Origin of the sequence: Limosilactobacillus oris DSM 4864 (assembly GCF_001434465.1) — a bacterium.
Classification (GTDB): Bacteria; Bacillota; Bacilli; order Lactobacillales; family Lactobacillaceae; genus Limosilactobacillus; species Limosilactobacillus oris.
Genome location: NZ_AZGE01000008.1, coordinates 1 through 22,328 on the forward strand (window position 1 = coordinate 1; position 22,328 = coordinate 22,328).

A 22,328-nucleotide genomic window follows, 5' to 3' on the forward strand; every position below is an offset into this window, starting at 1 on the left:
CCCTGCGAGGATAGGACGTTGCCACGCTTGATGCTGACTTAGCTCAGTTGGCAGAGCACGTCATTAGTAATGATGAGGTCGGAGGTTCGAATCCTCTAGTCAGCATTTCATAACAGTGAAAGGCCTGTATTAACAGCGTTTAATGTTGCTGATACAGGCTTTTTTGTGGTCCTTTTGGTAGGTGTTTTAACACACTCTTAACACGTTTTGCCAGGCGGTGAATATTTTTGCCTAAGTGAAACACTAGAAACGTTGCTATATCAATTCTGGTCGCGTGTTAAAATGTGTTAAGATACTTAGTTTTGAGGTGCTTTACTCTGCTTAAAGTTATATATGCTAGAGTGTAGAATTGTCTTTGATACCTGTCTTTTTTATTGCCTTGAATCATTAGTACCTGGTCAAAATTTTGCCAAGCCCAGTACTAATGATAATAAAAAGTACCAGGTCTCTAAATAATAAAGCCTAGTACTTTGACTAATCCTAATAATAGATATTAATGACCATCTGCAAGGGTGGTAATGACGACTCCGATGACGATCAAAATGATTCCAAAAATTTGTAACCCCGAAGTTTGCTCATGAAATAGGAAGAGTGAAACTAAAGCGGCTAAAACAATCCCAGCGCCACCCCAAGTCGCATAAGCAATATTGAGCTTGATGTCTTTTAATGACAAAGATAGAAAAAAGAAGCATAAACCATATGAAATTAAAGTCCCTAGTGAGAAACAAAGATGGGTAAAACCATTAGATAATTTCATCAGATTAGTCCCAATCAATTCCATAATAATTGCTAAAGCAAGTTCTAAGTAATGCATTTTATAACACCTCTTTTTAATTTAAAAGTATTATATCGGCGAAAAGAGTTAACAACTTATTGATGTAAAATTTAGTATAGAATGTTAAATAGAGAATCAAATTATTTGAAAACGAATGAAAAAGTGAAATTCCATATTCAAACCAAAGGGTAAATTTAGTATGCACAACTTAAATTTTATTACAGACTTAGCAAGTCCTGATCTAGACCCGTACGTACGACTAACGGAGGCCCAGCTCTTTCATGCCAAGGGTACGCAAGACGGGTTATTTATTGCAGAAAGTCCCAAGGTAATTGAACGAGCTCTTCGCGCAGGTTATCAGCCGGCTTCCCTTTTAGTAGAAGAAAAAGTTTTAGACCGTGATTTGGCTGACCTCGATCATGAAATGACTATGAATCAGACAGAAGGCTTAGGACAGACACCAATTTACGTTATTAATGATCAGCAAATTCGTCAACTAGCCGGCTATAATCTTTTGCGAGGTGCGCTTGCTGCAATGTATCGTGTGCAGCGTCCAAATCTTGCTTCTTTGTTTAAGTCGATTTCGAATCCTCATCCACGGATCGCAATTCTGGAACGAGTGGTTAATCCCGCTAATATTGGGGCGATCTTTCGTTCAGCAGCAGCGCTTGGCATTGATGGGGTCATTGTAACCAGTGACTCTGCTGATCCTCTTTACCGGCGTTCTTCGCGGGTCTCAATGGGGACTGTCTTCCAAATTCCCTGGACCTATATCGATGCTAAAACCTGGCACATGGAAGGAATTGACCTTCTGCATCGTTTTGGTTATCAAACGGCTGCCATGGCACTGCGTCATAATACTATTAGGATTGATGATCCACGGTTGGCTAAATTAGACAAGTTGGCCATTATCCTTGGATCAGAGGGCCCCGGTTTAGAAGAACAGACAATTACCCAGAGCGATTTTACAATTAAGATTCCGATGGCTGTAGGAGTCGATTCTCTGAACGTTGCTGCCGCTTCTGCACTGGCATTTTGGGAGCTTGGCAATCGAACACAGGATAATTAATAAGCTTAAGAAGGTTTTAGAATGTTACAATCAATCAAAAACAAATCAGCAATTATTACCGGAGCATCTTCTGGAATTGGTAAAGCAACTGCACTAGCTCTTGCCTGTGAAGGGGTCAATCTTGTATTGACGGCTCGTTCAGCGGACAAACTAGTTGCTATTTGCAGAGAATGCATGAAGTATAATATTCAAGCGTATTATTACGCTGGAGATATTACTGACGAGCAAACTTTAATTGAGACGGTCAAGCTAGCAAAAGAGAAATTCGGTAAAATCGACATTTTAATTGCTAATACTGGGATTGGTCTGGTTCAAGATTTTCTTGATAGTTCAATGGCGGACTACGATCGGTTAATGAATACTAATATGCGTGGTGATTACGCTATTTGCTTGCATCCTATCCGGGAAATGGCTAAGCAACATGAAGGTCAGGTGATCATTACTTCATCAGTCAGACGAAGAAATTAGTCAGCTCAAGGATACAATTGCCCAAAACAATCAATTCTTAGCTGGTCATGACACCCGACTGGCCAACTACCAAAAGCAATTAAATAATGACTTAGATAAGCTCAATCGTCCAGAAAAGTATTACGTAATGAATAATCTGAATCCTGATAACTACTTAGTAATCTCAATTTTTCTGTTGTGGAATAACTGGAAACGAAAAATACCCCCTAGAATTGGCACTTTTATTATTTAAAGTGTCAACCCTAAAGGGGATTGTGCGGAATGCCCCAATCTTATCTAATTGTGTAATGAATATGGGGCTGTGCCAAAAGTCCTTTTATCGTCACGCTCCTTTTTTGCGTTCCGGCTCGGCGGCCGCCCAATTACTAAGGCCTTTTCTTTTGAAATCAAGCCTTTAGATGATAAAATTTATATAACAATAATTATATTAATGAGGAGTGATGTTTAATGATCAAAGTTGGAATAATTGGTGCTTCGGGCATGGCCGGGCGCACGATCTATAAACTGGCGGCCGCGACACAGGACCTGAACCCGATCGGAATTGTCCGCCACGAGAAGAAGGCGAAGGAGGTCCTAGGGGATGACGCCCAGCTCCTCAGCGGCGACATTTTCGCGATGACGGATAGCCTCCTGTCACGGTTTGACGTAATTATCGATGCTTTCGGAACCAATCCGGCAGACGCGGACCGGCACCTCAAGCTGGCCGAAAAGCTGATTAATTTGGCCCGTAAAAACAAGATTCGGCTAATTTTCATCTTGGGTGCGGGGAGCCTGCAAACTGGGGAGGACGAACACCTCTTCGTAGATGACCTTGAAAAAATACCGGCTTCCTCCAGCTGGATCAATACGCCGCGCCAGCAGTTAAAGGAGCTCCAGTACCTGGAAACGATCACGGATGTCGACTGGGTCGGGATTTCGCCAGCGGCAACGTTTGAGCCGGGGCCGGCGGCAAGCTATCAACTTGGTAAGGATACATTACTCTACAATGGTCAGGGTGAATCGAAGGTAACCACCGGGACAATGGCGGAGGTAATCGTGAAGGAAATCCTCGTACCGCAGTTCCACCAGGAGCGGTTTACCGTGGTTAACACGGGCAAGTAAATTGGTGGGATGAGGAGGGGGAGTTACCGCACTTCTCCACCGCTAGCCGTTAGAAAAAAGCAAACAGGTCTCCAGAGTTCGGCGCTGCCGAGCACTGGGGACCTGTTTTTAGATAATAGTGAAGCGGCCGCAGCAACTACTTCTGCGGAATAATAATACTTTGCTCTAGCCAGTAGTTGTTGGAGCTGACTTCATGCTGGACCTGGGGATAACGGGCCAAAATCATTTGTAAATTCTTTAGGCCAAGACCATGGCTGCTTTCCAGATTGCTGTGGTTATTAGAAAGCTGCTGTAAGTTCAGTGCCTTTTCCCGGGTGGAGTTGCCAATCACAATCCACTGCTGGTGGTTCTTAACGAACAGGGCGACGCTGACCTTCTTATCCTTCGACTGCTTGGCGGCCTTAATCGCGTTGTCCATTAAGTTCGATAAAATCCGGATGAGGTCCAGTGGCGCCACGGTGTTAGTGAACTTGACCGGTTCACTGATTTCCACCATGACCTTTAAGTTATCTTCCAAGGCGCTGAGGACTTTATTATAGAGCAGGCTCTTGATGTCCAGGTTGAGGACGTTCTTCAATTGCCCCAGGACACTTTCCTTTTGGGTGACGGTCTTTTCAGACGGGGTAATCACCTGGTTCAGCACCTTCTTAGCTTCCGCCACGTCGTTGTTTTCCAGACTGCCGGTTAGGCTATACAAAATATTCTTGTAGTCATGGCGGAAGTGCCGCAGTTCATCGTACATTTCCTCAATGTGGCCGGTGTAGTATTGGAGGTTATCAACTTCATCCTGCAAGCTGACGGCCAGTGCCTTGTAGTGGTAGTAGTTGGTAAAGGCCTTGATTGCTAGCAGGGCCACGACGCCGTAACCAACCGTGACCGCAATCGTTACCGGGAGCTTAGCGGGGTGGCCACCACCGTTGACCCGGTACATGTAAAAGAGGAAGGTCAGCATCAGGAGGTTAATAATCCAGGCCAGGATGGGGTACTGGATTGCCACGACGTCCGTATACCGGGCGAAGAGCTTCTCGGTGGCGACGATAATCCCGTACGCGACCAGGAAGGAGACAATGATTTTCGGGGTTCCCAGGATATAGTAAACAAAGTTGTAGTCGGGAACTTTGACCACGACGTTGTACAGGGTGGTAATCAGCGAGCCAACGCAACCGAAAGTAATCAGTAGGATAAAATTGGCGTAGATATACTGGGTTCCAATAATGTTAAACGAAATCCGCCGGTGAATGATAAGATAGTAGATGATGATAAGCATCAAAACAATTGCCAGCAGGTTGCCGACCAGGCTGATGGCGAAGGCGTACAGGAAGCCCGCGATGATAAAGTACCACCAGCGAAAGTGGATATGACTGAGGCGGCTGAACAACAGCAGGTAGGCACTGCCGTACAATAAGTTAAAAATGATTGCACTGAAAAACCAGTACAACATTGACGGATAAAACTGTGGGAGCAGTGCTGGAATATTGAAAAATTGCATGAGTTCCTTCTAAAAATAATTTACGGAAGCGGGTGGCGCGGTGAAGATTTGTCCGAAGTGTAATGGAATCAACCCAGGCCAGGCGGAATTTTGCCGCCTGTGCGGGGCACAGCTCCAGTATAAGCTAACGATCAGGTGTCCCCACTGTGGCCGCTTGTGTTCGTTAGACCGAAAACGGTGCCCTAATTGCGGGACCCAACTTCCAACCATTAATGGTAAACCTAAACTGAAATTATTGTCACCCCAAAGTTGGCTGAGCAACAAAAAGTTGTTTGTTAAGTTGGGGGTGGCCCTGCTGATTATTGTAGGAATCCTAAGTCTGGTGGGGGTGCTAAACAATTCCACTTATATTTTCCACGCGTCGGCCGTACGGAAAATTCAGCTTAGCTACCAGAATCAGCACCGGCAAACGGTTCTTAACGAATATTACGATGTGCGCACGAGAAACCGCAACTACGCCAACTATTTCGGCGGCAGGCATAGTTACTGGCACCAGCAGCGGGTGTTCAAAAGCACCGCTTACTACTATGGCACGGGGAAACAAGGGTATGATAACCTTTGGCGGCAGCGGCATGGTCGTCCCCTTGCCAAGTATTCCCTGAGCCAGCAAATCGGTCCGCAACAAAACGTGACCCTGATTGAACATCCTCGGCATCTCACGGTCAAGCTGGTTTCGAGCGAGCGGGACCGGATGAAGTTCTTGGACCAATACAATGATAGTGGGACCTGCCGTTATCCGGGCAAGAGCGATATTCGCTACTACCGGCTTCGAACACTGACCCAATATTAAAATCAAAAAATCCTGCCCGGAAGTGACCAATGGGCTGCTTCCGGGCGGGATTTTGGGTTATACTGCTGATTATTTAAGCGACCTTGCCGGCTTTCTGGGAGTCCTTCAGCTCAGCCTTAGTCTTGACGTCATTGATGTGGAGCTCAAACTTAACCAATTGCAGTCCAGTCATCTGCTCGACTGCCTTGGCAATCTCCTTGCAGGTAGTTTTGAAAATCTCGGGAGCCGCCTTGCCGTATTCAATCGTGGCGTCCATTTTGATTGCGACCTGCTTTTCGCCGGCGTCAACCTTGATTCCCTTGGTAATATCCGTGCCAGCCGTTACCTTATCGGCGAATTCGCTGAACACGTTGCCGTCCAGCGAGATAATGCCGTCGACGCGACTAGCGGTAATTCCCGCGATTTTCTCAAGCACCTGATCGTCGAAAGTCAGTTGTTGGTCAACAGTGGGGGTCGTACTTTGGTTAGTGTTAGGCATGGTAGTTCCTCCTTGTGGCGCGGTTAGTTACCGCACTTGTCCAGTAGTTTGCGTGTAAAGTGGTTGAGCGAGTATCCTAGAATGTCTAATGCGTAGCCAATTGCGGCCAAAAACAAGGTGGTGAGCAGGATTGCCAACATTGGGAGAAAACCCCAGGCGACCCAGCTGACACTGATAATTAAACCAGCCACCGCGAAAATTCCCGTGAGTTTCATCATGCACCTCCTAGACAATGGCGACCTTTTGCTGGTGGTCGTATGGCGTGAGCTTGACCCGCAGCTTGCGCAGGTCAATGTTGAACTGCTGCTTTAAGTCGTTAGCGATGGTGTGGTGGAGACTTGCCCGCAAGTGCCGGGCGTCACTGCGTTGGGAAAGCATCGCCGTGATGGTGACGTCAGCTTGCCGGTGGCGCCGGTGCATTTTAACCCTCGCCGCGGCATTGTATAGGTCATACGGTGCCAGTGAGAGGCGGAGACTTTTCTCTACTGCTCCCCGGTCGATGTTAACCTGGTAGGCACCATCGCGAACAATGGTCAGTTGCTTGACCGTAGTTGGTCGAAAAATGGCTGTAGCGATTGTCCCCACTGCTAAGATGATGAGGTAGATGGCGAAAACTACCAGTGTGAGCTGGCCTCCCGGTGTTGCCAGCCAGTTTATGGCGAGCCGGGCCGCCGCTTCACTTTGAAAGTACCATAGCAGGATCCCGCTGCCGGCGATTAGCGCCGGGATTAAGAATAGCAGGGTGACCCACCATTTTTGCCATGCTGCCATCGGTCTCACTCCTTTCTGTCTTGCCGGTGTTCTGTCGATGGTTTAACTATACCAGCTTTACGACTGGGGAGGGTGGTTTGCCGATGATCTAAAGGGATAGTTAAGCAGTCCAAGAGATAATTAAGCTGCTGGTCGTCTTTTCTTCACAGTCATACAGATGACTATAATTCGTCTATTAAGTGATAATACTTCAGGCCGCTGCTTGCCTAGGGTCCTGGTTGCCGTGGTCAATTTAAACTGCATTGAGCGTCAGCACAATGCATTCAACTGACGTTTTAGTTCATTGAGCTGTAAAAAAATAAGAAGTTAAATCCGAACCCCGATTAAAGCAGGAATAGTCTGATATTATTATGGTTAATTGACTTATTTGTGGGAGGAGGTAACGACGAATTGTTAGACGTCTATATTTTAGAAGATAATCCGGTTGAATTATCGCAGATTGATAACTACGTTCGTCAGGTTGGGCAGCAGCTGAAAATCCAGTTAAATATTCACCTGTTTTCAACATTGGCACAAATTAGCCAGTCATTGCCGGAGCCTTCGTTGCGCAACGTTTATATTTTAGATCTTGAAATCGGTGGTGATGATCAGGCCGGGCTGAAATTTAGCCAAAAGATCCGTCAGTATGATTTGGCTGCATCAATTATTTTCCTGACGGTCCACGACGAATTACTGCCGACAACTTATCGGTACCAAGTCGAAGCACTCGATTTTATCGTGAAAAACCCTGAAAAGGTCGCGGCTTGTCTGGCCCGGGACTTAACGAAGGTCTTGAAAAAACTAGAAATGCCGCACCGGGGGCGGACAATTGCCCTGCGGAGCCACTATGAAATCATGAAGGTCTATGTAAATGACATCCTCTGCTTCCAGAGCAATCCGGATAATACCCATGCTTCGTTCATGTATACCACTAACAACCAGCGGATTCCGATTAATATGTCGCTGCGTGAGCTGGAGGAACAGGCTGACGAGCTCTTCCGGGTTCACCGGAGCTACCTGGTCAACGTTGCCAATATCCGCAGTCTGAACGTGAAAAAGCATGAGGTGAGTTTCGCCGCGAGTGAACTGACAGTGCCGGTTTCGCGGCTCAAAATGCGCAAACTAATGGAAATTTTGAACAACTACTCTTCGATTCAGTGGTAAGAGATCGGCTAGAGCCTGGCTCCGGCCGCTTTTTTATAAAAATCCGTTCAATGATAAATATGACCGTTGACTGCATCATCGATTTTTAGTTCCTTGTACAATAAGCGGTGTTAATAAGACACTATCTGATATTGGGGGATTGAAAAATAATGAAAGAACACAAGAAACTGTACAAGTCTGGTAAGCTATGGCTGACGGCAACGGTACTGGCAGTTGCTGCTGGTGCTACGATGACTACTACGACGGCCCACGCGGATACGACCAGTCAACCGGTCGGACAGCAGGCAAGTGACAAGGACAGTCAAATCGCTGCCTTGCAGTCCGACGCCAAACAGCAGCAGGCCACGATTAATGACGCCCAGTCCCAGCTGGCAACCCAGCAGGGGAAACTGACGGACACCCAAAAGCAGCTGGATACTGCCCAGGCGGACTACCAAAAGGCCCTTGCTGAACAGGATCAGGCAACCCAAAACGACCCTGACGTTCAGGCCGCCACGACTGCCGTTAACAAGGCCCAGCAGAAGGTTTCCACGGCGCAGGACGGTGCTAAGCAGGCAGCTGCGGCCTTATCAGACGCACAAACCCGGCAACAGCAGGCTAGTGATGAACTGAGCCGGGCACAGAGCGGCGGCACCCAGCAAACTGGCTTCCAGCTGCCTGATGGCTACACCCGGGAAAACTACCACAAGCTCCAGGACGCCCTGGCTGATGGCAATATGGATGTCCGCGATGCGTGGGACAACATGGCCGGTCAAAACTACATGAAGTTTAAGTACGTTCATAGCGCGCAGGACAAGCAGGAAGCGGTTGATCCCGCCCACCTGACGAACCAGCAAAGGATTGAAATCAGCCAGTTCGTTATCGACCTGCTCAACCCCCTGCGGGAAAAAATCGGTGCCCAGCCGTTCGTTGTCAGCCAGGGTTCCGTTGACTTAGCGCAAGCGGTGGCCGACCAGTATAATGCGGACAAGGTTTACAGCGGGCACGACTACCCGGGCTTAAACAAAGTAGAAGTTGCCAATGCCCGTGCCTTCCGGGAAGCGGTTGAAGGTCTTGATACCAGTATTAATAACATGGACGACTTGAAGGCTGCCATCTTTAGTGCCATTGATGACATGATCTTCCACGATACGCCGGACTGGGGTCACGCGCGGACGCTGCTCGGTTTATTGAATGACACGGACCTGAATAATGAAAGCGACCCAGCGACGCAGTCCTACCTGGGAATGTCGGTCAGTGGGGACGCCACGAACGGGATGATGATTCACTTTATCCCGACCTACGATGATGTCGATGAGCTGGTAGGTACCCCGGCCCACCCGTTTGACAAGACGGTCATCAAGGAGACTAAGCAGGACAATACCGCCGCAATTAAGGCGGCTCAGGACAAGCTGGACCAGGCGAACACCGACGTCACGAACGCTCAGCGGTCCAAGAATGGTGCTGATGACCAGCTTACCCAGGCCCAGGCAGAGTTGGCGGCTGCTGAACAATCCTTAGTGGCGGTGAAGGCCAGTGCCAGCGCCAAGACGGCTCAGCGGGTCAGTGATGCGAAGGGCCGGGTAACGGACCTGCAGGGCCAGGTTACCGGCTTGAAGGGCGCCATCGAAAAGACTAACCAGACGCTTGCGGCTGCCCAGGCCAAACTAGCCCAGGATAATCAACAGCTAGCAGAGCTCCAAAAGCCGCAAGCGCAGCCGGACAACGAAAAGTACACGAACCTCGACCCGAGTCTGGTGGTCAAGGTTAACGTTACTGCTGGTGACACCACCATTCCGGCCCCAACGCTGGCCGCCGGTGCCTACATTAAGAATACCGATAACGGTACTGCCTCTGCCGCGATGTTCATGGTCCTGGCACAAACGAATGGTGTCTACCCAGAAGGTACCAAGGTGGAATGGGCAGACCCTGCTAAGGTTCAAAAAGATGCTCAAACAGCTGGAACTTATGATGAAGAGGTTATCTTGGACTTCCCAGATGGGACCAAGTCCAAGGCCTTCAACGTGCCGGGTGTCTTAGTAGTTGCTGCTAAGCAGACGCCATCGACTGATCCAACGACGCCGACAGAAGCCAACCATACTTTGACGGTCCACTACTTTGAAACTATTGGCTATGCAGCTGATGGTAGGGAAATTAACAAAGAAGTTGGTAGCCAAACCTTCACCGGCAAACCGGGCGATGTCATCAGTACCGACCAAATTAAGGTTCCTGCTGGCTACAAGCTAGCCATGGATGGTGTTACTTACACGATTGGCGATAAAGACAGTACGCTTGAACAACCAGTGGTTTCCATCGAGACGCCAACTGATGACCACAATAATGAGAATCAGCCAACAACTGGTAATCAGACTAATGGCCAATTACCAGCCGGCGCCAAGGTTGTCAACGGTCAGGTAGTTGACGCCAACGGCAACGTATTAGCTGGCTGGATGGTTGTTAATGGTCAAGCGGTACGGAACGGGAGCACTGTTGCTGTGAACGCGGACGGCCAGGTAGCCGCATCCGCTAAGCGCTTGCCACAGACTGGTAGTAACGACAGCCTCGCACTGGCGGGCCTGGGTGCCGCTAGTCTGCTGGGAATGTTTGGCCTGGCGGGCTTGAATAAGAAACGCGGTTAATGCCCCGGATAATAGATAAGAAAGCCATAATAAGGGTGGTTGATGAAATCAACGTGCGATTTCGTCAACCACCTTCTTTTGTCCTCCTTTGCTTGTGTGCGGATTGCGATGCTGTATTATAAAGAGGAGGTGAGAAAATGAATCCAGAAACGTATCAAGAGTTAACAGCATGGCTTGCGGGCCGGAAGTTTCAGTTGTTACAAGAGGGCGACGGGTACCACCTGCTTCATCGCGGGCAAACGTTGGCAATTATTACGCCGCCCGACCGCTACCAGGTGATGAATGTCGACATGACTTTTGCCGAGTGGGTCGAGTTTAACAAGTGCATTCGCAACATCCGCCACTACCTGCTGACACGGGAAACGATGAAATAACGGGGATTACCAGGGGGTTATCAGTGGCAATTGCCTGCAACTTATCTTATTATTAGTAAGTATAAAGCTTTGCGGAATCGGAAGGGGAGGTTAAGATGGCATTTAAGCAACCATTGGCCGACTTAATGCGGCCGACAACGCTAGAGCAGATGGTCGGTCAGGAGCACCTGCTGGCCCCGGGACGGCCACTGTACCAGATTATTACGGAACACCTGTCGGTCAGCCTGCTATTGTGGGGACCGCCGGGCTCGGGGAAGACGACCCTGGCCTACGTGATGTCGCAGACCCTCCAGTTGCCCTTTGAAAAATTTAACGCGTCGATTCAAAACAAAAGCCAGCTGCAAAAGCTCGTTGACGCCCACCCGGACGAGAGTTTCGTCCTCCTGCTCGATGAAATTCACCGGCTGACCAAGCCCCTCCAGGACTACCTGCTTCCCTACCTGGAGAATGGGCACATCCTCTTAGTTGGGACGACAACCGAAAACCCGATCATGGCAATCCAGCCGGCCATTCGTTCCCGCAGCCAAATCTTTGAGTTTTACCCGATCAGCGCCAAGGAAATTGAACCGGTGCTGGTCCGGGCCGCCACAGAACACCTGGGCTTCACGCTGACGGCAGAGCAGGCCCACGCGATTGCCAACAGCGGCAACGGGGATGTCCGGGTTTCGCTGAATATCCTAGACACCCTGCACGCGATGCACCCGAAGGAACTGACAATGAAGGAGATCGAGGACTTTGCCCGCAACCAGCACTTTGCCTTTGATAAGGACGCAACTAAGCACTACGATTACCTGTCAGCCTTTCAGGATTCGATCGAAGGTTCTGATGCCGACGCGGCCCTCTACTACCTGGCAGTCATCCTGAAATCCGGGGACCTGGAGTCGGTAGTGCGGCGGCTCAAGGACTCCGCGGCCCTGGACGTGGGCTTAGCGGACCCGGCCCGGGCGACCCAGGTAATTACCCTGGCGAATACCGCCCTGGAAATCGGCCTGCCCCGGGCCTCGACCCATGTAGCGATGGCAACCATCCTGCTGGCGGTGGCACCCCGGTCTGATTCGGCCATGCAGGCTTACTACCAGGCGGCCAAGGACGCCGAGCACCCGACCAACCACCCGATGCCGAAGTATTTGCAGGACTCCCACTACCAGGGAGCGGCCAAGTTGCGGGGCGCGGGGGTAATGCAGAACATGTTTGACCTGCCGCACAAGATTGCCCGGCAGGAGTACCTTCCAAAGGACCTGGTGGGCAAACACTACTACGTACCGGCGCCGAACCAGGCGGAACAGAAGCTTTACGCACAGTACCAAGCGTTATTCAAGTACATCTACCAGCAGCCCTTTATCCCAACTGAGTTTGCTGACCACTTTGAGCACTTCACGAGCAGCCATATTAAGTAGGGCGGTGGGGGCTGAACCGCTCCTAGTCAGCTTGCGGCCGCGGTTAGTCCGTGTATAATGGGGAACTGGAAAATACCAGTTACAATGAGGTGGAGATTACAAATTGAATAACGTAGATAAACACGCAGTTGCCAAGCGCTGGGGGACGTTTGCGCTGCTGTACCTTGGTTACATGTTGCTGTTTGCCGACCGGACCGTCATGAACATTTCGCTGGCCTACATCGGCAAGGACTTTCACGTGGGGGCGGCCGCGCTAGGGACCACGGCCAGCGCCTTCTTCCTCGGCTACACGCTGATGCAGATTCCGGGCGGCTACTTGACCGACCGTTTTGGCAGTAAACGACTGATTATCATTTCACTGCTGGCCTGGTCGCTATTGACGATGGTAACTGGCTGGGCCTGGTCGCTGGTCGCCCTGATTGCCATTCGTTTCCTATTTGGAATTGCGGAGGGGCCGTACCCTTCGGCCGCGTTGAAGCGGATTTCTGAGAATTATGATAAGAGTGAAAAGTTGCAGGCCACTTCGGCCTTGATTTCATCGAATTACGCCGGGGCGGCAGTGGCACCCCTGCTGATCGTGCCGATTATCGCCAGTGCCGGCTGGCGAAACGCCTTCGTTTGGCTTGGCGTGATCGGCCTGGTTGTGCTGGTCGCCTACTACCTGGTGGAACGGCCGATCAAACAGGCGGCGACGAGCGGAGCCCAGCGGCCGAAGATCGAGTGGCGCAACATCGACTCGCGGGTCTGGGTGTTCGTGGTCATCGGCTTGGCGCTGAACATCATCACCAAGGGGCTGGAGACCTGGATGCCGGTCTACTTCCTGCAGGCGCGGGGGATTAACCTCAAGAACCTGACCTGGCTGGTGCCGCTGCCGGTGATTTCAGGCGGAATTGCCGCCCTGATTTCCGGCTTCGTGATGGTCCACTGGTTCAAGGGGCGGGAGCGCTGGATGATCAGCATTGCGTCCTTTTTGACCCTGGCCTTCATGTTCGGCCTGTTTAAGTCCTCGTCGCTGGTCGCGGTGGTCATTTTTGACGTGCTGATTTACTTTGTGAAGTCCCTGGCCTTTACCGGGATTTTCAGCTTTACCGCCCAGATCTTGAGCGAGCAGACCTATGGCTCGTCGATCGGGATTGTCAACTTTGGCGGCCAGCTGGGCGGCTTCATCGGGCCGCTGCTGATCGGCTGGCTCGTCCAGTTTGCCGGTTCCTACTCAGCGGCCTTCCTCGGCCTGGTTATCAGTGCCTTGGTTGCCGCGGTCGCCTGTTTGTTTATTCGGAAAAAATAGGCAGGAGGCATTATAATGGCAAAACCAACTGAGAAGGTCCCGGCAACCATTGAAGAGCTGTTCGAGAATTGGCATGGTAAATATCAGATGCCCACAGATTTAAAGGGATGGCAGTCTATGGGAGCCGTGGGAAAAGAATTGTGGTAGATTCCTAATTTAATCGCAACTAGAAAAAGCCATTGGTGGCGGTACGAACCGTTTGCCAATGGCTTTTCAGTTATTCTTAATACTTAAAAATATCCAGTTTCAGTTCCCTGCTAATCATTTCCAGCAGGGCCAAGCCGGCGACACTGTTGCCGACCGGGTTGAGGGCCGGGCTGAAAATGCCGATCCCACAGTGGCTCGGGGCCGCAGCAACGAGGCCGCCACCGACACCGCTCTTCGTTGGCACGCCGATTTGGACCGAGTAAGTCCCCGATTCGGTGTACAGACCGGTGGTCATCATTACCGACTTGGTATAGGTTGCGGCCTGGCTTGAAATAAGCCGTTCACCATTCCACGGGGCTACCCCGTCGTTTGCCAGCACGGCCCCCAGGTTAGCGAGGCTTTCGCAGGTGACCATCATCGAGCACTGGCGGAAGTAGGTGTCGAGGCTGGTCGTGACGTCGTTGTTGAGGCTTCCCCGGGCCTTAAGGTAGTAGGCTAGCGACCGGTTACGGTCCCCGGTGGCCAGCTCCGAACGGTAAATTTCATGGTCCAGCGTAATCCCCGGGTCGTTGCAGATTTCCCGGCTAAAGGCCAGAATCCGCTCGAATGGCGACTGGCCGTCCCGCCCTTCAATCAGTGAGGAGATCAGGATCGCCCCGCTATTGACAAAGGGGTTAAGCGGGCGGCTTTCTCCCGTGATTTCCATGTTCAGGATGGTGTCAAAGGGGAAGCCGGTCTGCCGGGTCCCAACTTGGGAGCTGACCGCTTCCAGGCCCAGCTGGTCAATCGCGTAGAGCAGTGCGATCACCTTCGACACGCTTTCAATGGCGAAACGGACTTGGGACGCTCCGGCCTGTTCCTTGCGGTCGGTGGTGACGTCAAAGAGGCAGACCCCCAGCTGGTACGGGTTGACGTTAGCGAGGGCGGGAATATAGGTTGCCACGTGCCCCTCGTCGATTTTGCTCCAGCATTCATGAATTGCGTTTTTAAGATCCATCAAAACTCCCCCTGCGTCAGATAATTGCTAAATATATAATAGTCGAAAACATCCCGGGTCGCAAAATGTCCTAAAGCTCGATCACCCGGACCGTTCGTTTCCACTGGGCGGCGAAGGTGGGGGCCTGCCACTCGTCATGGCGCTTCTTATGGACCCCGACCGCCTGGTTAAAGTAGGTCAGGCCGTTGCGGGTCAGCGGGGGATGAACCCCGTGGACGTGCCCGTAGAAGACCGTTTTGACGTTGGGGTAGCTTTCCAGAAGCCGGCCCAGGCGGTTGCTGCCGAGCATGGCGTTAATCATCTGGTAGAAGCGTTCCATCCGGGCCGTCTTGTTGATTCCCACCGGCTTCGGTGCAAGCAGGTGCTGGCAGGGGACGAAGTGGGTGAGAAAGAGGCCCCGCTTGTGGTCGCGCTGGGCTTGGTCGAGCAGGACCCTGGTTTGCTGGAGGACCCGGTCCATTCGTGCCTGGTCGGTTTCGTGCTGGTCGATCGAGCCGTCGAGCCAGTAGACCTTCTTCCAGGCCTCCACGGCGGCCGGCTGCTGGTAATAAGAAGAGAAGGAGTAGTCATACCAGCCGTTGTTGCCAATCAGGCGCCAGTCGCTGCCGGGCAGGTCCACGGCGCGGTTGTGCAGGTAGCGTGGATCAGCGGTGTGTTCAGCCTGGTCGGCAGTCACGTGGTTGAGCAGGTCGTGGTTGCCCAGGATGTAGTAGATTTTGGTTTGCGGCACCCGGGCTTGCAAGCGGGCAAAGTAGTCGCGGGTCTTAAGGTAGTCGTTGAAGAGGTCCCCCGCAAAGAGGTAGTAGTCAACCGACCGTCGGCGTAGCCAGTCAGCCTGTAAATCCAGGGCAGTGTCAACGGGCACCCGGTTGACGTCCAGGTGGTTGTCACTGCTAACGGCAATTTTCATCATTATTCACCTCCCGGAATAATCATGCCAAGCAGCGGGAAAAAGGTCAAGATACACGACGGGAACAATCTGCTGGCGTTTTTTATTCAATGAAGATCTAAAGAGATATAAAACTTGCGGGAAGATATAAACAGATATAAAATGAAATGGTAAATATAAACGGATATAAAACGGAGGCGGGCCGAATGAACAATCCTTTTAACCCGAGTTTTGGGATGCAGCCAACGGTACTATTGGACCGTGAGCAGACCTTAGAAACCCTCGTTGGTGACATTAAAGCAATGAATACTCCTTACCGGACCACCCTGGTTTACGGGGTGCGAGGGGTCGGCAAAACGGTTTTTATGAACGCGGTTGGTAATCGTCTAGCGGAGGATCCGCACTGGCTAGCAATTCACCTCATCATTGGTGACAACATGGTGAGCCGGCTGACGGAACTGCTTTACCAGCAGGCGACGAGCAAGGTGCAAAAGCTGTTTAACGGAATTGCTGGTGTCGATATTAATATTGCTGGAGTTGGGGTCAAATTTGACCTCAGCAACGGGCAGACGTCGAACTACCAGTATTTATTGATGCAAATGCTGCAAATCCTCAAACGGGAGGGCCAGCACGTGTTGGTAATGATTGACGAGGCGCAGGATACACCGGGGATGGTGGAGCTGGCATCGGTTTACCAGGTAATGATTAGTCAGGGCCTGCCGATCAGCATTATCATGACCGGACTCCCCAAGAATGTTCAGGAGCTGCAAAACAACCATGTTTTGACCTTCCTCCTGCGGAGCGGCCGCGTGGACCTGTTGCCGTTAAATTACTTTGACATCCGTGCCCAGTACCAGCGGGAGCTTAGCAAGCGGGACCCGCAGATTGCGCCCGCAACTGTCCGGCGGGCTGCGTTGCTGGCCGATGGTTATGCCTATGCCTTTCAGCTGCTGGGCTTCCTGCTCTGGCGGGCACCAGCCGAACACATTACCGAGCAGACGGTTGATGAGGTGCTGCCTGAATACCAGGCGCAGTTAAGCCGCAACGCGTATAGCAAGATGCTGGAAGAGCTGTCGACGGTCGACCAGCAGTTTGTCATTGCGATGGCGAAGGCGCCAGACTATCCGGTTTCTACGACCTACCTGGGTAGGGTATTGGATAAAAAGCCTGGCTACATTGGAGTGTACCGGCGGCGGTTAATCGATAGTCAGATCATCACCACGGCTGGTTTCGGCCAGGTTAAGTTTGCCTTCCCGCTATTTAAGGAATTCCTGCTCCAAGACGGGCAGTACCTGGTGGGGCTTTAGGGAAAATGGACACCAGCGTCGGCTTGCCGAAAGCGGCCCAATGCTTTATTCTGGTATAAACGAAAACGGTACCAGTACGATTAAATGAGGGGGAACATCACTTTATGTATATTAACGTCACCGCTAAGGCCCAGTCGGTCTTTCGCAATTACCCACCGGTCAAGGATCCGGCGGCAGCTAAGGCCGCGGCCCTTGCCAACCCGCTGTATTCCTGGCACGTGACCTACTTTTCCGTCCAGCACCACCGGCAGGTTGCCTTCATTAATGATGCTGCGGACCTGCTGGTGGTCCTGCCAAACGTTTATGCGCATGACTACCCGCGCCTGCAGGAGCTCTTTGAGGAGCAGCTAAGCAACCAGCTCCACCGCTTGGGGTTGACGAACCAGCAGATTCGCCAGTACCTGAGGCAGGCGGGACCATGGGAAATTAACCGGACGATCAACCGCGGGGTGGTCGGCAACCTAACCCAGGCAATCCGGGATAACAAGCCGCTGGTTGGCAGTCGGGACCGGCAAACACTGGCGAGCCTGGCGCAGCAGTTAAAGCGTGCGGTCACTGAAGATAATTCCCTGACCAAGACGGTGATCTTTACCGATTTGCCGGCATGGCAAGAGAGCACAACGCCAGCCGCCCAGCCGGCGGGTGCGGACCGCCGCTTGCAAAACGCGACCAACCAGCTCCGCTACATTGAGGACCACCGCAGTAAAATTCCCGAAACGGATTACGAAAAAAACGTGGCGCGGATTGGTGAATTAAACCAGCTGTTAATTGATGCCTTCGTTACGGCCAACCCAGACGGGCTAAGCGCCAAGACCATGCACCGCCACCAGGAGCGGCTGGAATTCTTCCTCAACAGCATTGTTGCCTACCAGCTCGGGACCATCTATGGCTCGACCGCCACTGACTTGGAGACACCGCTGGCCCACGGGGCGACCTTTAATGAAATGCGCCAGGTGCGGACGGCCTTAAAGAAGTTCTTCCAGTATATCCATGACCAGGGCCTGCTAAGCGCTGCGGAGCTGAAGGAAAATAAGGAAGCACTGACCTACCAGCTCATGGACCCGGAACTGGAGGAGAGCAGCATTCTGGACAATTTGGACTTTGCTAATTTCTTCAGGCCGGACCAGCTGAGCCTGCCCATTTTTGATGCGGACACGGAGCAGCTGCTTGCCAGTTACTGCGCGGCCTTTGCCAACCTTTACGGACTGATTTCCTGCGACCAGGCCTACCGGATGATCCTGAAGCAGAATCCCCAGCTGCCGGCCGGTCCCCACCGCATGGCGGACTGGTTTGAGGCCCATCGTGGTGACCAGGACCCGGCCTTCATCATTGACGAGGTCGGTGGCGATGTATCAATTATCCATCCGGCGATTTACCGTCAGGAATTGCAGCAAAACCTGCTGACTGACCAGCTGGGCCTGCCCTTTTATCTGCCGAATAAGGACCAGCTGCTGAAGTACCGGCTTTCTGGCTACCAGGAAGATGTCCTGGCGGTTCAGAAGTACCAGCAGAGCCTTGAACAAAACGCACACGTGCCGCGAGCAGATGCTTTGCAGTGGACCTCCCGGGTGCGCCGCCTGTTTAATCACCAGTTTATTCAGTCATTTGACGACAACCAGGCAGCCTTGGAACGGGAGCTGGCCGCTCAGGGCTATACCTGGACGAATCCGGCGGACCGGGAGCAGTGGCGGGCCGCACTGCGGGAGTTAGTTCCGGGCCTGCGATTGTTTGTCCGCCGCGGCCTGACGATGGCCGAGCGCGACCAGCGAGTATCGGTAATTGATGAAGTCCAGCGGCACCAGCAATTAACCCCTGCGGTGACGGCAGAAATCAAGTCGGCCCGGGTCGATCCATTGGATATCGTTATTGGGACGGCCTTCCTCGATGACCTGACCGAGGAGCAAAAGAACGCCATCGTTGAGCAGCTGAGTGAGCTGGACATTCCAACGTTGGGCTAGGCAGACTTGAAACTACTAATTTAAATTAGAGGACCTGCAAAGCGGCCTCCCGAAGACGGTTAACGTCAACCTCGGGAGGCCGCTTTCGGTCGTTAACTGAAACAATCAGCAGATTAATGAAAACGGTGCCGCAAACCAAGCTCGTATAGTAGAATTGACGAGAAAATTTAAAATTGGGGGATTACTAAATGACTAAAGAGCACAAAAAACTATATTAAGAAGGGAAAATTGTGGTTAACCGCGACCATCCTGGCACTGGCGTGGGGAATCGCGGCTGACAACGACAGTGCTGCCGCCGATACGGGCGTTCAGCAGCCGCTGGTGACCGCCGTCGTGGACCAGGCGCCTGCTGGGGCGACCACTAGCAAACTAAGCACGTCCGCTACTGATCAGCCAACCGCCCCGGCTGTTAGTTATGACCACCAGGACCAGGGTAACTACGCAAACCTAGATAGTGTAAAGCTGAACAATCTGGGGGGGGGTAGAAGTTAGCGGCTGGCACGCTACGAACGCCTCCCTTGACCGGCCTACCCACTGGCTGATTGCTTACGACCAGACGACTCACACCGAGCTTAGCCGGGTTCAGGTTACCACGCCCGCTAGCCGCCCGGATGTTGCCCGGGTGCACGATGTTTATAATGCCGGGCAGTCCGGTTTCCAAGGTCAGCTGACCCTGGGCGCTGACCCGATTGCCCGCGGCGACTCGATTTCTATTATCAGCCGGTTTAGTCGCGATGCGGCCGGCAACCAGGACTACGTTGATTACTGGTTCAGTCCCTTTGCGCTGGACCGGCAAAACGTTGCCTGGCTGGATCAGGTGACGCTGAGCGATGGCCAGTTAACGCTAACCGGCTGGCACGCCAGCAATCAGGCGGCCAACAAGGCCAACCATTATATCATTGTTCTCGACAGCAGCGACCATAACCGGGAACTTACGCGAATCAAGGTTGCGCCTTGTGCACGCCCAGACTTAGGGCGGGTCTATCCCGGGATTATGAACGCGGACCGGTCCGGATTCCGCGCCCAAATTGCCTTGCCCAACGACGTGATTGCCCGCGGGGATACCCTGACGGTCATCAGCCGCTACTCCGGCAGTGCGGATGGCAATAGCGATTACCTTGATTACTGGTTCAGCCCGCTTGCTTTGGGCCAACAAAACGCCGCCAGCCTTGACGGGGTCAGTGTTGTTAAGGGGCAATTGCAGCTAAGCGGCTGGCACGCAACCAATGCGGCCGCTAGCCGGCCGTACCATTGGGTAATCGTGCTTGACCGGACGACTGGGCAAGAGGTTGGCCGGGTTAAGGTCAACGCGGCAGTTGCCCGGCCCGACGTTGCGAAGGTCTACCCGTTGGTCAGCAATGCGGGCCAGGCCGGATTTTCGGTCCAGCTTAGCACGACAAACATGAATTTCAGCCACCAGCTGCAGGCGATTAGCCGGTACAGCGGCAGCGCGGATGGCAACAGCGACTACGTTGACTACTGGTTTAACCCGATTTGCGGCAACGAAACGAACCAGGGCTACCTGGATGGCTTTGACCTATCCGACGGGCACCAGCTGAAAGTGGTCGGCTGGCACGCCAATGATATTTCTCGCTTGGAAAACAATCACTTTCTAATCCTCTTTGATAACACCGCTCAGCGTCAGGTTACCGTTACGACCGCGGTTACCGCCAACCGTCCGGACGTGGCGAGAAGCCTACCGAACGTTGTGACGGCCGCCCGTGCTGGATTTACCGGGAGCTTTGACCTCGCGGCCGCTTCCCTGCCAGCGGGCCACAGCTATTCAGTGGTGAGCCGCTACTCCACCAGCAGTGCCGGAAATGGTAGCGGCGGTCAGTATACCGACTACTGGTTTGCACCGGTGACGCTCGACCAGCGGGCTTCCTGGCTGGATAATATTAAGATGACCAGTGACGGCCTCCACGTCGCCGGGTGGATGGTCGACGCAAAACACAGTGACCGGCAATACGCCTACGCAATCGTAATGAACGATGGCAAGGAGGTGGCCAGAAAACAGCTGACCCTCCGCGCGCGGCCCGATATTCAAAAACTCTACCGGACGACCTTCGGGAGCCTGTACAGCGGCTTTGACGACGTGGTTAATTTGGACCCTGCAATGGTGACTGGCAACCTGCAAGTGATCCTGCGCTTTACCGACGATCAAGCTGGCAACGGGAACGCCAGTGACCAGTGGAGCCAGGGCTACGCTGCTAACGTCGGCAACTTTGATACGATCAATGTCAATGGGAGCGGGATGTACGTCAGCGGCTGGCACGCTGCTAACACGTCCGTAAACCAAAAGTACCAGTACCTCATCTTCCTCGATGCCCAAAGCGGGCAGGAATTGTACCGGGTTAGTGTTCCCGATGCGAGCCGGGAGCGGGCTGACGTTGGCCGGGCCTTTCCGGCGATTTACAATAGCGACCACTCTGGTTTCCAGATCGGGTTCACAATCCCTGACCAGATGCAGCACCATGTCGTTCGGATTATTCACCGCTATAGCACCGATGCGGCCGGCAACCGTCAGTATACCGACTACTGGTCGGGACCAGTGGATGTCAACAGTTACGCCCAGCGGTTAGTTGCGGCTTGGAGCCAAATTATCAATAACTTTGGTGCCCCGGTCGACATCGCCATTCAGCTGCCGTCCACGGGTCAGGTGATCTCGTGGACTAACGCACCGGGACACCAATTTATTACGGCCAGCTCGGTTAAGGTCAGCATTTTATCGCTCCTGATGCACAATACCGGCGGCAACCTCAACGGCTACCAGCAGGACCTGGCGCAACGGATGATTCGTTATAGCGACAACAATGCCACCTCAACGATTACTGCTAATTACCTCGGCGGTAACGGCGGGATTAATGCCATCTTCCGTGCGTTGGGGATGAACTCTTCCTACACCGGCGAGCACTGGGGCTGGACGGTAACGACGGCCGCCGACCAGTTGAAAGTACTCAACGAAATTTTCTTAAAGCCGCACTCGGACTACCTGAACGACGGTTCCCGCAACTACATTAAGTACCTGATGAATACCGTGTCGCCAGCCCAAAACTGGGGGATTTCTGCTGGCAGCAGCAACTTCTACATCAAGGACGGCTGGAACTATATCGACAATCCATATGCCTGGAACGTCAGCAGCATTGGCTACATTCCGAACAAGTACACGATTGCGATTTACACGGAAGGCAAGCCACTGACAAACGCGCGGGTGGTAATTGAACAGTTGGCCCAGGTAACCCGGTCGATCATTGGTTAAGGGGGAGAAT

At 52.4% G+C, this 22,328-nt stretch carries 21 protein-coding genes, 1 tRNA gene and 1 pseudogene; 16 read left to right on the forward strand and 7 right to left on the reverse strand.

Going from position 1 to position 22,328, the window contains the following annotated elements; translation table 11 throughout:
• The first annotated feature begins 32 nt into the window (after positions 1–32).
• Positions 33–105: transfer RNA gene (locus FC49_RS04645), tRNA-Thr, on the forward strand.
• A 388-nt stretch (positions 106–493) separates the two neighbouring features.
• On the opposite strand, the gene FC49_RS04650 is transcribed toward FC49_RS04645, so the two are convergent.
• Positions 494–814: a DMT family transporter gene (locus FC49_RS04650; protein WP_003711358.1), complete on the reverse strand. Its 321-nt coding sequence runs from the start codon at positions 812–814 to the stop codon at positions 494–496.
• A gap of 160 nt (positions 815–974) precedes the next feature.
• Here FC49_RS04650 and FC49_RS04655 point away from each other — a divergent pair, with 160 nt between their 5' ends.
• From FC49_RS04655 to FC49_RS04665, 3 genes are all read left to right on the forward strand, one after another.
• A complete protein-coding gene (locus tag FC49_RS04655; RefSeq protein WP_056984399.1) occupies positions 975–1,844 on the forward strand; it encodes a TrmH family RNA methyltransferase in 870 nt (289 codons plus the stop codon).
• Between the two features lie 21 nt (positions 1,845–1,865).
• Positions 1,866–2,312, forward strand: a complete 447-nt coding sequence (locus FC49_RS04660; RefSeq protein WP_082603557.1) for an SDR family NAD(P)-dependent oxidoreductase — start codon at positions 1,866–1,868, stop codon at positions 2,310–2,312.
• Positions 2,313–2,759: 447 nt separating this feature from the next.
• Entirely contained in the window at positions 2,760–3,413 is a 654-nt protein-coding gene (locus FC49_RS04665) for an NAD(P)-dependent oxidoreductase (RefSeq protein WP_003711332.1), read from the forward strand.
• Positions 3,414–3,549: 136 nt separating this feature from the next.
• On the opposite strand, the gene FC49_RS04670 is transcribed toward FC49_RS04665, so the two are convergent.
• A complete protein-coding gene (locus FC49_RS04670; protein WP_003711337.1) occupies positions 3,550–4,902 on the reverse strand; it encodes a sensor histidine kinase in 1,353 nt (450 codons plus the stop codon).
• Between the two features lie 40 nt (positions 4,903–4,942).
• Here FC49_RS04670 and FC49_RS10140 point away from each other — a divergent pair.
• Both FC49_RS10140 and FC49_RS04675 read left to right on the forward strand, forming a co-directional pair.
• Positions 4,943–5,083 (forward strand): annotated as a pseudogene (locus FC49_RS10140) (double zinc ribbon domain-containing protein); the annotation flags it as partial.
• An 87-nt stretch (positions 5,084–5,170) separates the two neighbouring features.
• Positions 5,171–5,692 (forward strand): hypothetical protein, encoded by a 522-nt coding sequence (locus FC49_RS04675; protein ID WP_225349546.1) that lies wholly within the window; start codon positions 5,171–5,173, stop codon positions 5,690–5,692.
• A 73-nt stretch (positions 5,693–5,765) separates the two neighbouring features.
• On the opposite strand, the gene FC49_RS04680 is transcribed toward FC49_RS04675, so the two are convergent.
• Genes FC49_RS04680 through amaP form a run of 3 tightly spaced genes read right to left on the reverse strand, consistent with a single transcriptional unit; the run spans position 5,766 to position 6,941 of the window.
• Positions 5,766–6,170 (reverse strand): Asp23/Gls24 family envelope stress response protein, encoded by a 405-nt coding sequence (locus FC49_RS04680; protein WP_003715367.1) that lies wholly within the window; start codon positions 6,168–6,170, stop codon positions 5,766–5,768.
• A 23-nt stretch (positions 6,171–6,193) separates the two neighbouring features.
• Positions 6,194–6,388, reverse strand: coding sequence for a hypothetical protein (locus FC49_RS04685; RefSeq protein ID WP_235804867.1), 195 nt, complete (start codon positions 6,386–6,388; stop codon positions 6,194–6,196).
• Positions 6,389–6,395: 7 nt separating this feature from the next.
• Positions 6,396–6,941: an alkaline shock response membrane anchor protein AmaP gene (gene amaP, locus FC49_RS04690; RefSeq protein ID WP_003711310.1), complete on the reverse strand. Its 546-nt coding sequence runs from the start codon at positions 6,939–6,941 to the stop codon at positions 6,396–6,398.
• Between the two features lie 390 nt (positions 6,942–7,331).
• Between amaP and FC49_RS04695 the strand changes: the two genes are divergently transcribed.
• From FC49_RS04695 to FC49_RS10305, 6 genes are all read left to right on the forward strand, one after another.
• The gene (locus tag FC49_RS04695; protein ID WP_003715412.1) at positions 7,332–8,084 is read left to right on the forward strand and encodes a LytR/AlgR family response regulator transcription factor; all 753 of its coding nucleotides are present in this window, start codon (positions 7,332–7,334) and stop codon (positions 8,082–8,084) included.
• A 149-nt stretch (positions 8,085–8,233) separates the two neighbouring features.
• A complete protein-coding gene (locus tag FC49_RS04700; protein WP_056984400.1) occupies positions 8,234–10,702 on the forward strand; it encodes an SEC10/PgrA surface exclusion domain-containing protein in 2,469 nt (822 codons plus the stop codon).
• Between the two features lie 137 nt (positions 10,703–10,839).
• Entirely contained in the window at positions 10,840–11,076 is a 237-nt protein-coding gene (locus tag FC49_RS04705; RefSeq protein WP_003711387.1) for a hypothetical protein, read from the forward strand.
• A 95-nt stretch (positions 11,077–11,171) separates the two neighbouring features.
• Positions 11,172–12,473, forward strand: a complete 1,302-nt coding sequence (locus tag FC49_RS04710; protein WP_056984401.1) for a replication-associated recombination protein A — start codon at positions 11,172–11,174, stop codon at positions 12,471–12,473.
• 172 nt (positions 12,474–12,645) lie between these two features.
• Positions 12,646–13,761 (forward strand): MFS transporter, encoded by a 1,116-nt coding sequence (locus FC49_RS04715; RefSeq protein ID WP_235804870.1) that lies wholly within the window; start codon positions 12,646–12,648, stop codon positions 13,759–13,761.
• A gap of 15 nt (positions 13,762–13,776) precedes the next feature.
• Positions 13,777–13,908 carry a hypothetical protein gene (locus tag FC49_RS10305; RefSeq protein WP_268871637.1) on the forward strand — a complete coding sequence of 44 codons (132 nt, stop codon included), beginning with the start codon at positions 13,777–13,779 and terminating at the stop codon, positions 13,906–13,908.
• Between the two features lie 76 nt (positions 13,909–13,984).
• Here FC49_RS10305 and glsA read toward each other — a convergent pair whose 3' ends face one another.
• Both glsA and FC49_RS04725 read right to left on the reverse strand, forming a co-directional pair.
• The gene (gene glsA, locus FC49_RS04720; RefSeq protein WP_056984403.1) at positions 13,985–14,905 is read right to left on the reverse strand and encodes a glutaminase A; all 921 of its coding nucleotides are present in this window, start codon (positions 14,903–14,905) and stop codon (positions 13,985–13,987) included.
• Positions 14,906–14,975: 70 nt separating this feature from the next.
• A complete protein-coding gene (locus FC49_RS04725) occupies positions 14,976–15,815 on the reverse strand; it encodes a metallophosphoesterase (RefSeq protein WP_056984404.1) in 840 nt (279 codons plus the stop codon).
• Between the two features lie 185 nt (positions 15,816–16,000).
• Between FC49_RS04725 and FC49_RS04730 the strand changes: the two genes are divergently transcribed.
• From FC49_RS04730 to FC49_RS04745, 4 genes are all read left to right on the forward strand, one after another.
• Positions 16,001–17,101, forward strand: a complete 1,101-nt coding sequence (locus FC49_RS04730; protein ID WP_056984405.1) for an AAA family ATPase — start codon at positions 16,001–16,003, stop codon at positions 17,099–17,101.
• Positions 17,102–17,205: 104 nt separating this feature from the next.
• A complete protein-coding gene (locus FC49_RS04735; protein WP_056984406.1) occupies positions 17,206–19,059 on the forward strand; it encodes a DUF6933 domain-containing protein in 1,854 nt (617 codons plus the stop codon).
• A 228-nt stretch (positions 19,060–19,287) separates the two neighbouring features.
• Positions 19,288–19,551, forward strand: coding sequence for a hypothetical protein (locus FC49_RS04740; RefSeq protein ID WP_003715465.1), 264 nt, complete (start codon positions 19,288–19,290; stop codon positions 19,549–19,551).
• Between the two features lie 130 nt (positions 19,552–19,681).
• Positions 19,682–22,318 carry a serine hydrolase gene (locus tag FC49_RS04745; RefSeq protein ID WP_056984407.1) on the forward strand — a complete coding sequence of 879 codons (2,637 nt, stop codon included), beginning with the start codon at positions 19,682–19,684 and terminating at the stop codon, positions 22,316–22,318.
• Positions 22,319–22,328 lie beyond the last annotated feature (10 nt).

Bases quoted from the DNA above. Each gene is read 5' to 3' on its own strand.
- FC49_RS04650 (WP_003711358.1), bottom strand. From the start codon at position 814: ATGCATTACTTAGAACTTGCTTTAGCAATTATTATGGAATTGATTGGG.
- FC49_RS04655 (WP_056984399.1), top strand. From the start codon at position 975: ATGCACAACTTAAATTTTATTACAGACTTAGCAAGTCCTGATCTAGAC.
- FC49_RS04660 (WP_082603557.1), top strand. From the start codon at position 1,866: ATGTTACAATCAATCAAAAACAAATCAGCAATTATTACCGGAGCATCT.
- FC49_RS04665 (WP_003711332.1), top strand. From the start codon at position 2,760: ATGATCAAAGTTGGAATAATTGGTGCTTCGGGCATGGCCGGGCGCACG.
- FC49_RS04670 (WP_003711337.1), bottom strand. From the start codon at position 4,902: ATGCAATTTTTCAATATTCCAGCACTGCTCCCACAGTTTTATCCGTCA.
- FC49_RS04680 (WP_003715367.1), bottom strand. From the start codon at position 6,170: ATGCCTAACACTAACCAAAGTACGACCCCCACTGTTGACCAACAACTG.
- FC49_RS04685 (WP_235804867.1), bottom strand. From the start codon at position 6,388: ATGATGAAACTCACGGGAATTTTCGCGGTGGCTGGTTTAATTATCAGT.
- amaP (WP_003711310.1), bottom strand. From the start codon at position 6,941: ATGGCAGCATGGCAAAAATGGTGGGTCACCCTGCTATTCTTAATCCCG.
- FC49_RS04700 (WP_056984400.1), top strand. From the start codon at position 8,234: ATGAAAGAACACAAGAAACTGTACAAGTCTGGTAAGCTATGGCTGACG.
- FC49_RS04705 (WP_003711387.1), top strand. From the start codon at position 10,840: ATGAATCCAGAAACGTATCAAGAGTTAACAGCATGGCTTGCGGGCCGG.
- FC49_RS04710 (WP_056984401.1), top strand. From the start codon at position 11,172: ATGGCATTTAAGCAACCATTGGCCGACTTAATGCGGCCGACAACGCTA.
- FC49_RS04715 (WP_235804870.1), top strand. From the start codon at position 12,646: ATGTTGCTGTTTGCCGACCGGACCGTCATGAACATTTCGCTGGCCTAC.
- FC49_RS10305 (WP_268871637.1), top strand. From the start codon at position 13,777: ATGGCAAAACCAACTGAGAAGGTCCCGGCAACCATTGAAGAGCTGTTC.
- glsA (WP_056984403.1), bottom strand. From the start codon at position 14,905: ATGGATCTTAAAAACGCAATTCATGAATGCTGGAGCAAAATCGACGAG.
- FC49_RS04725 (WP_056984404.1), bottom strand. From the start codon at position 15,815: ATGAAAATTGCCGTTAGCAGTGACAACCACCTGGACGTCAACCGGGTG.
- FC49_RS04730 (WP_056984405.1), top strand. From the start codon at position 16,001: ATGAACAATCCTTTTAACCCGAGTTTTGGGATGCAGCCAACGGTACTA.
- FC49_RS04735 (WP_056984406.1), top strand. From the start codon at position 17,206: ATGTATATTAACGTCACCGCTAAGGCCCAGTCGGTCTTTCGCAATTAC.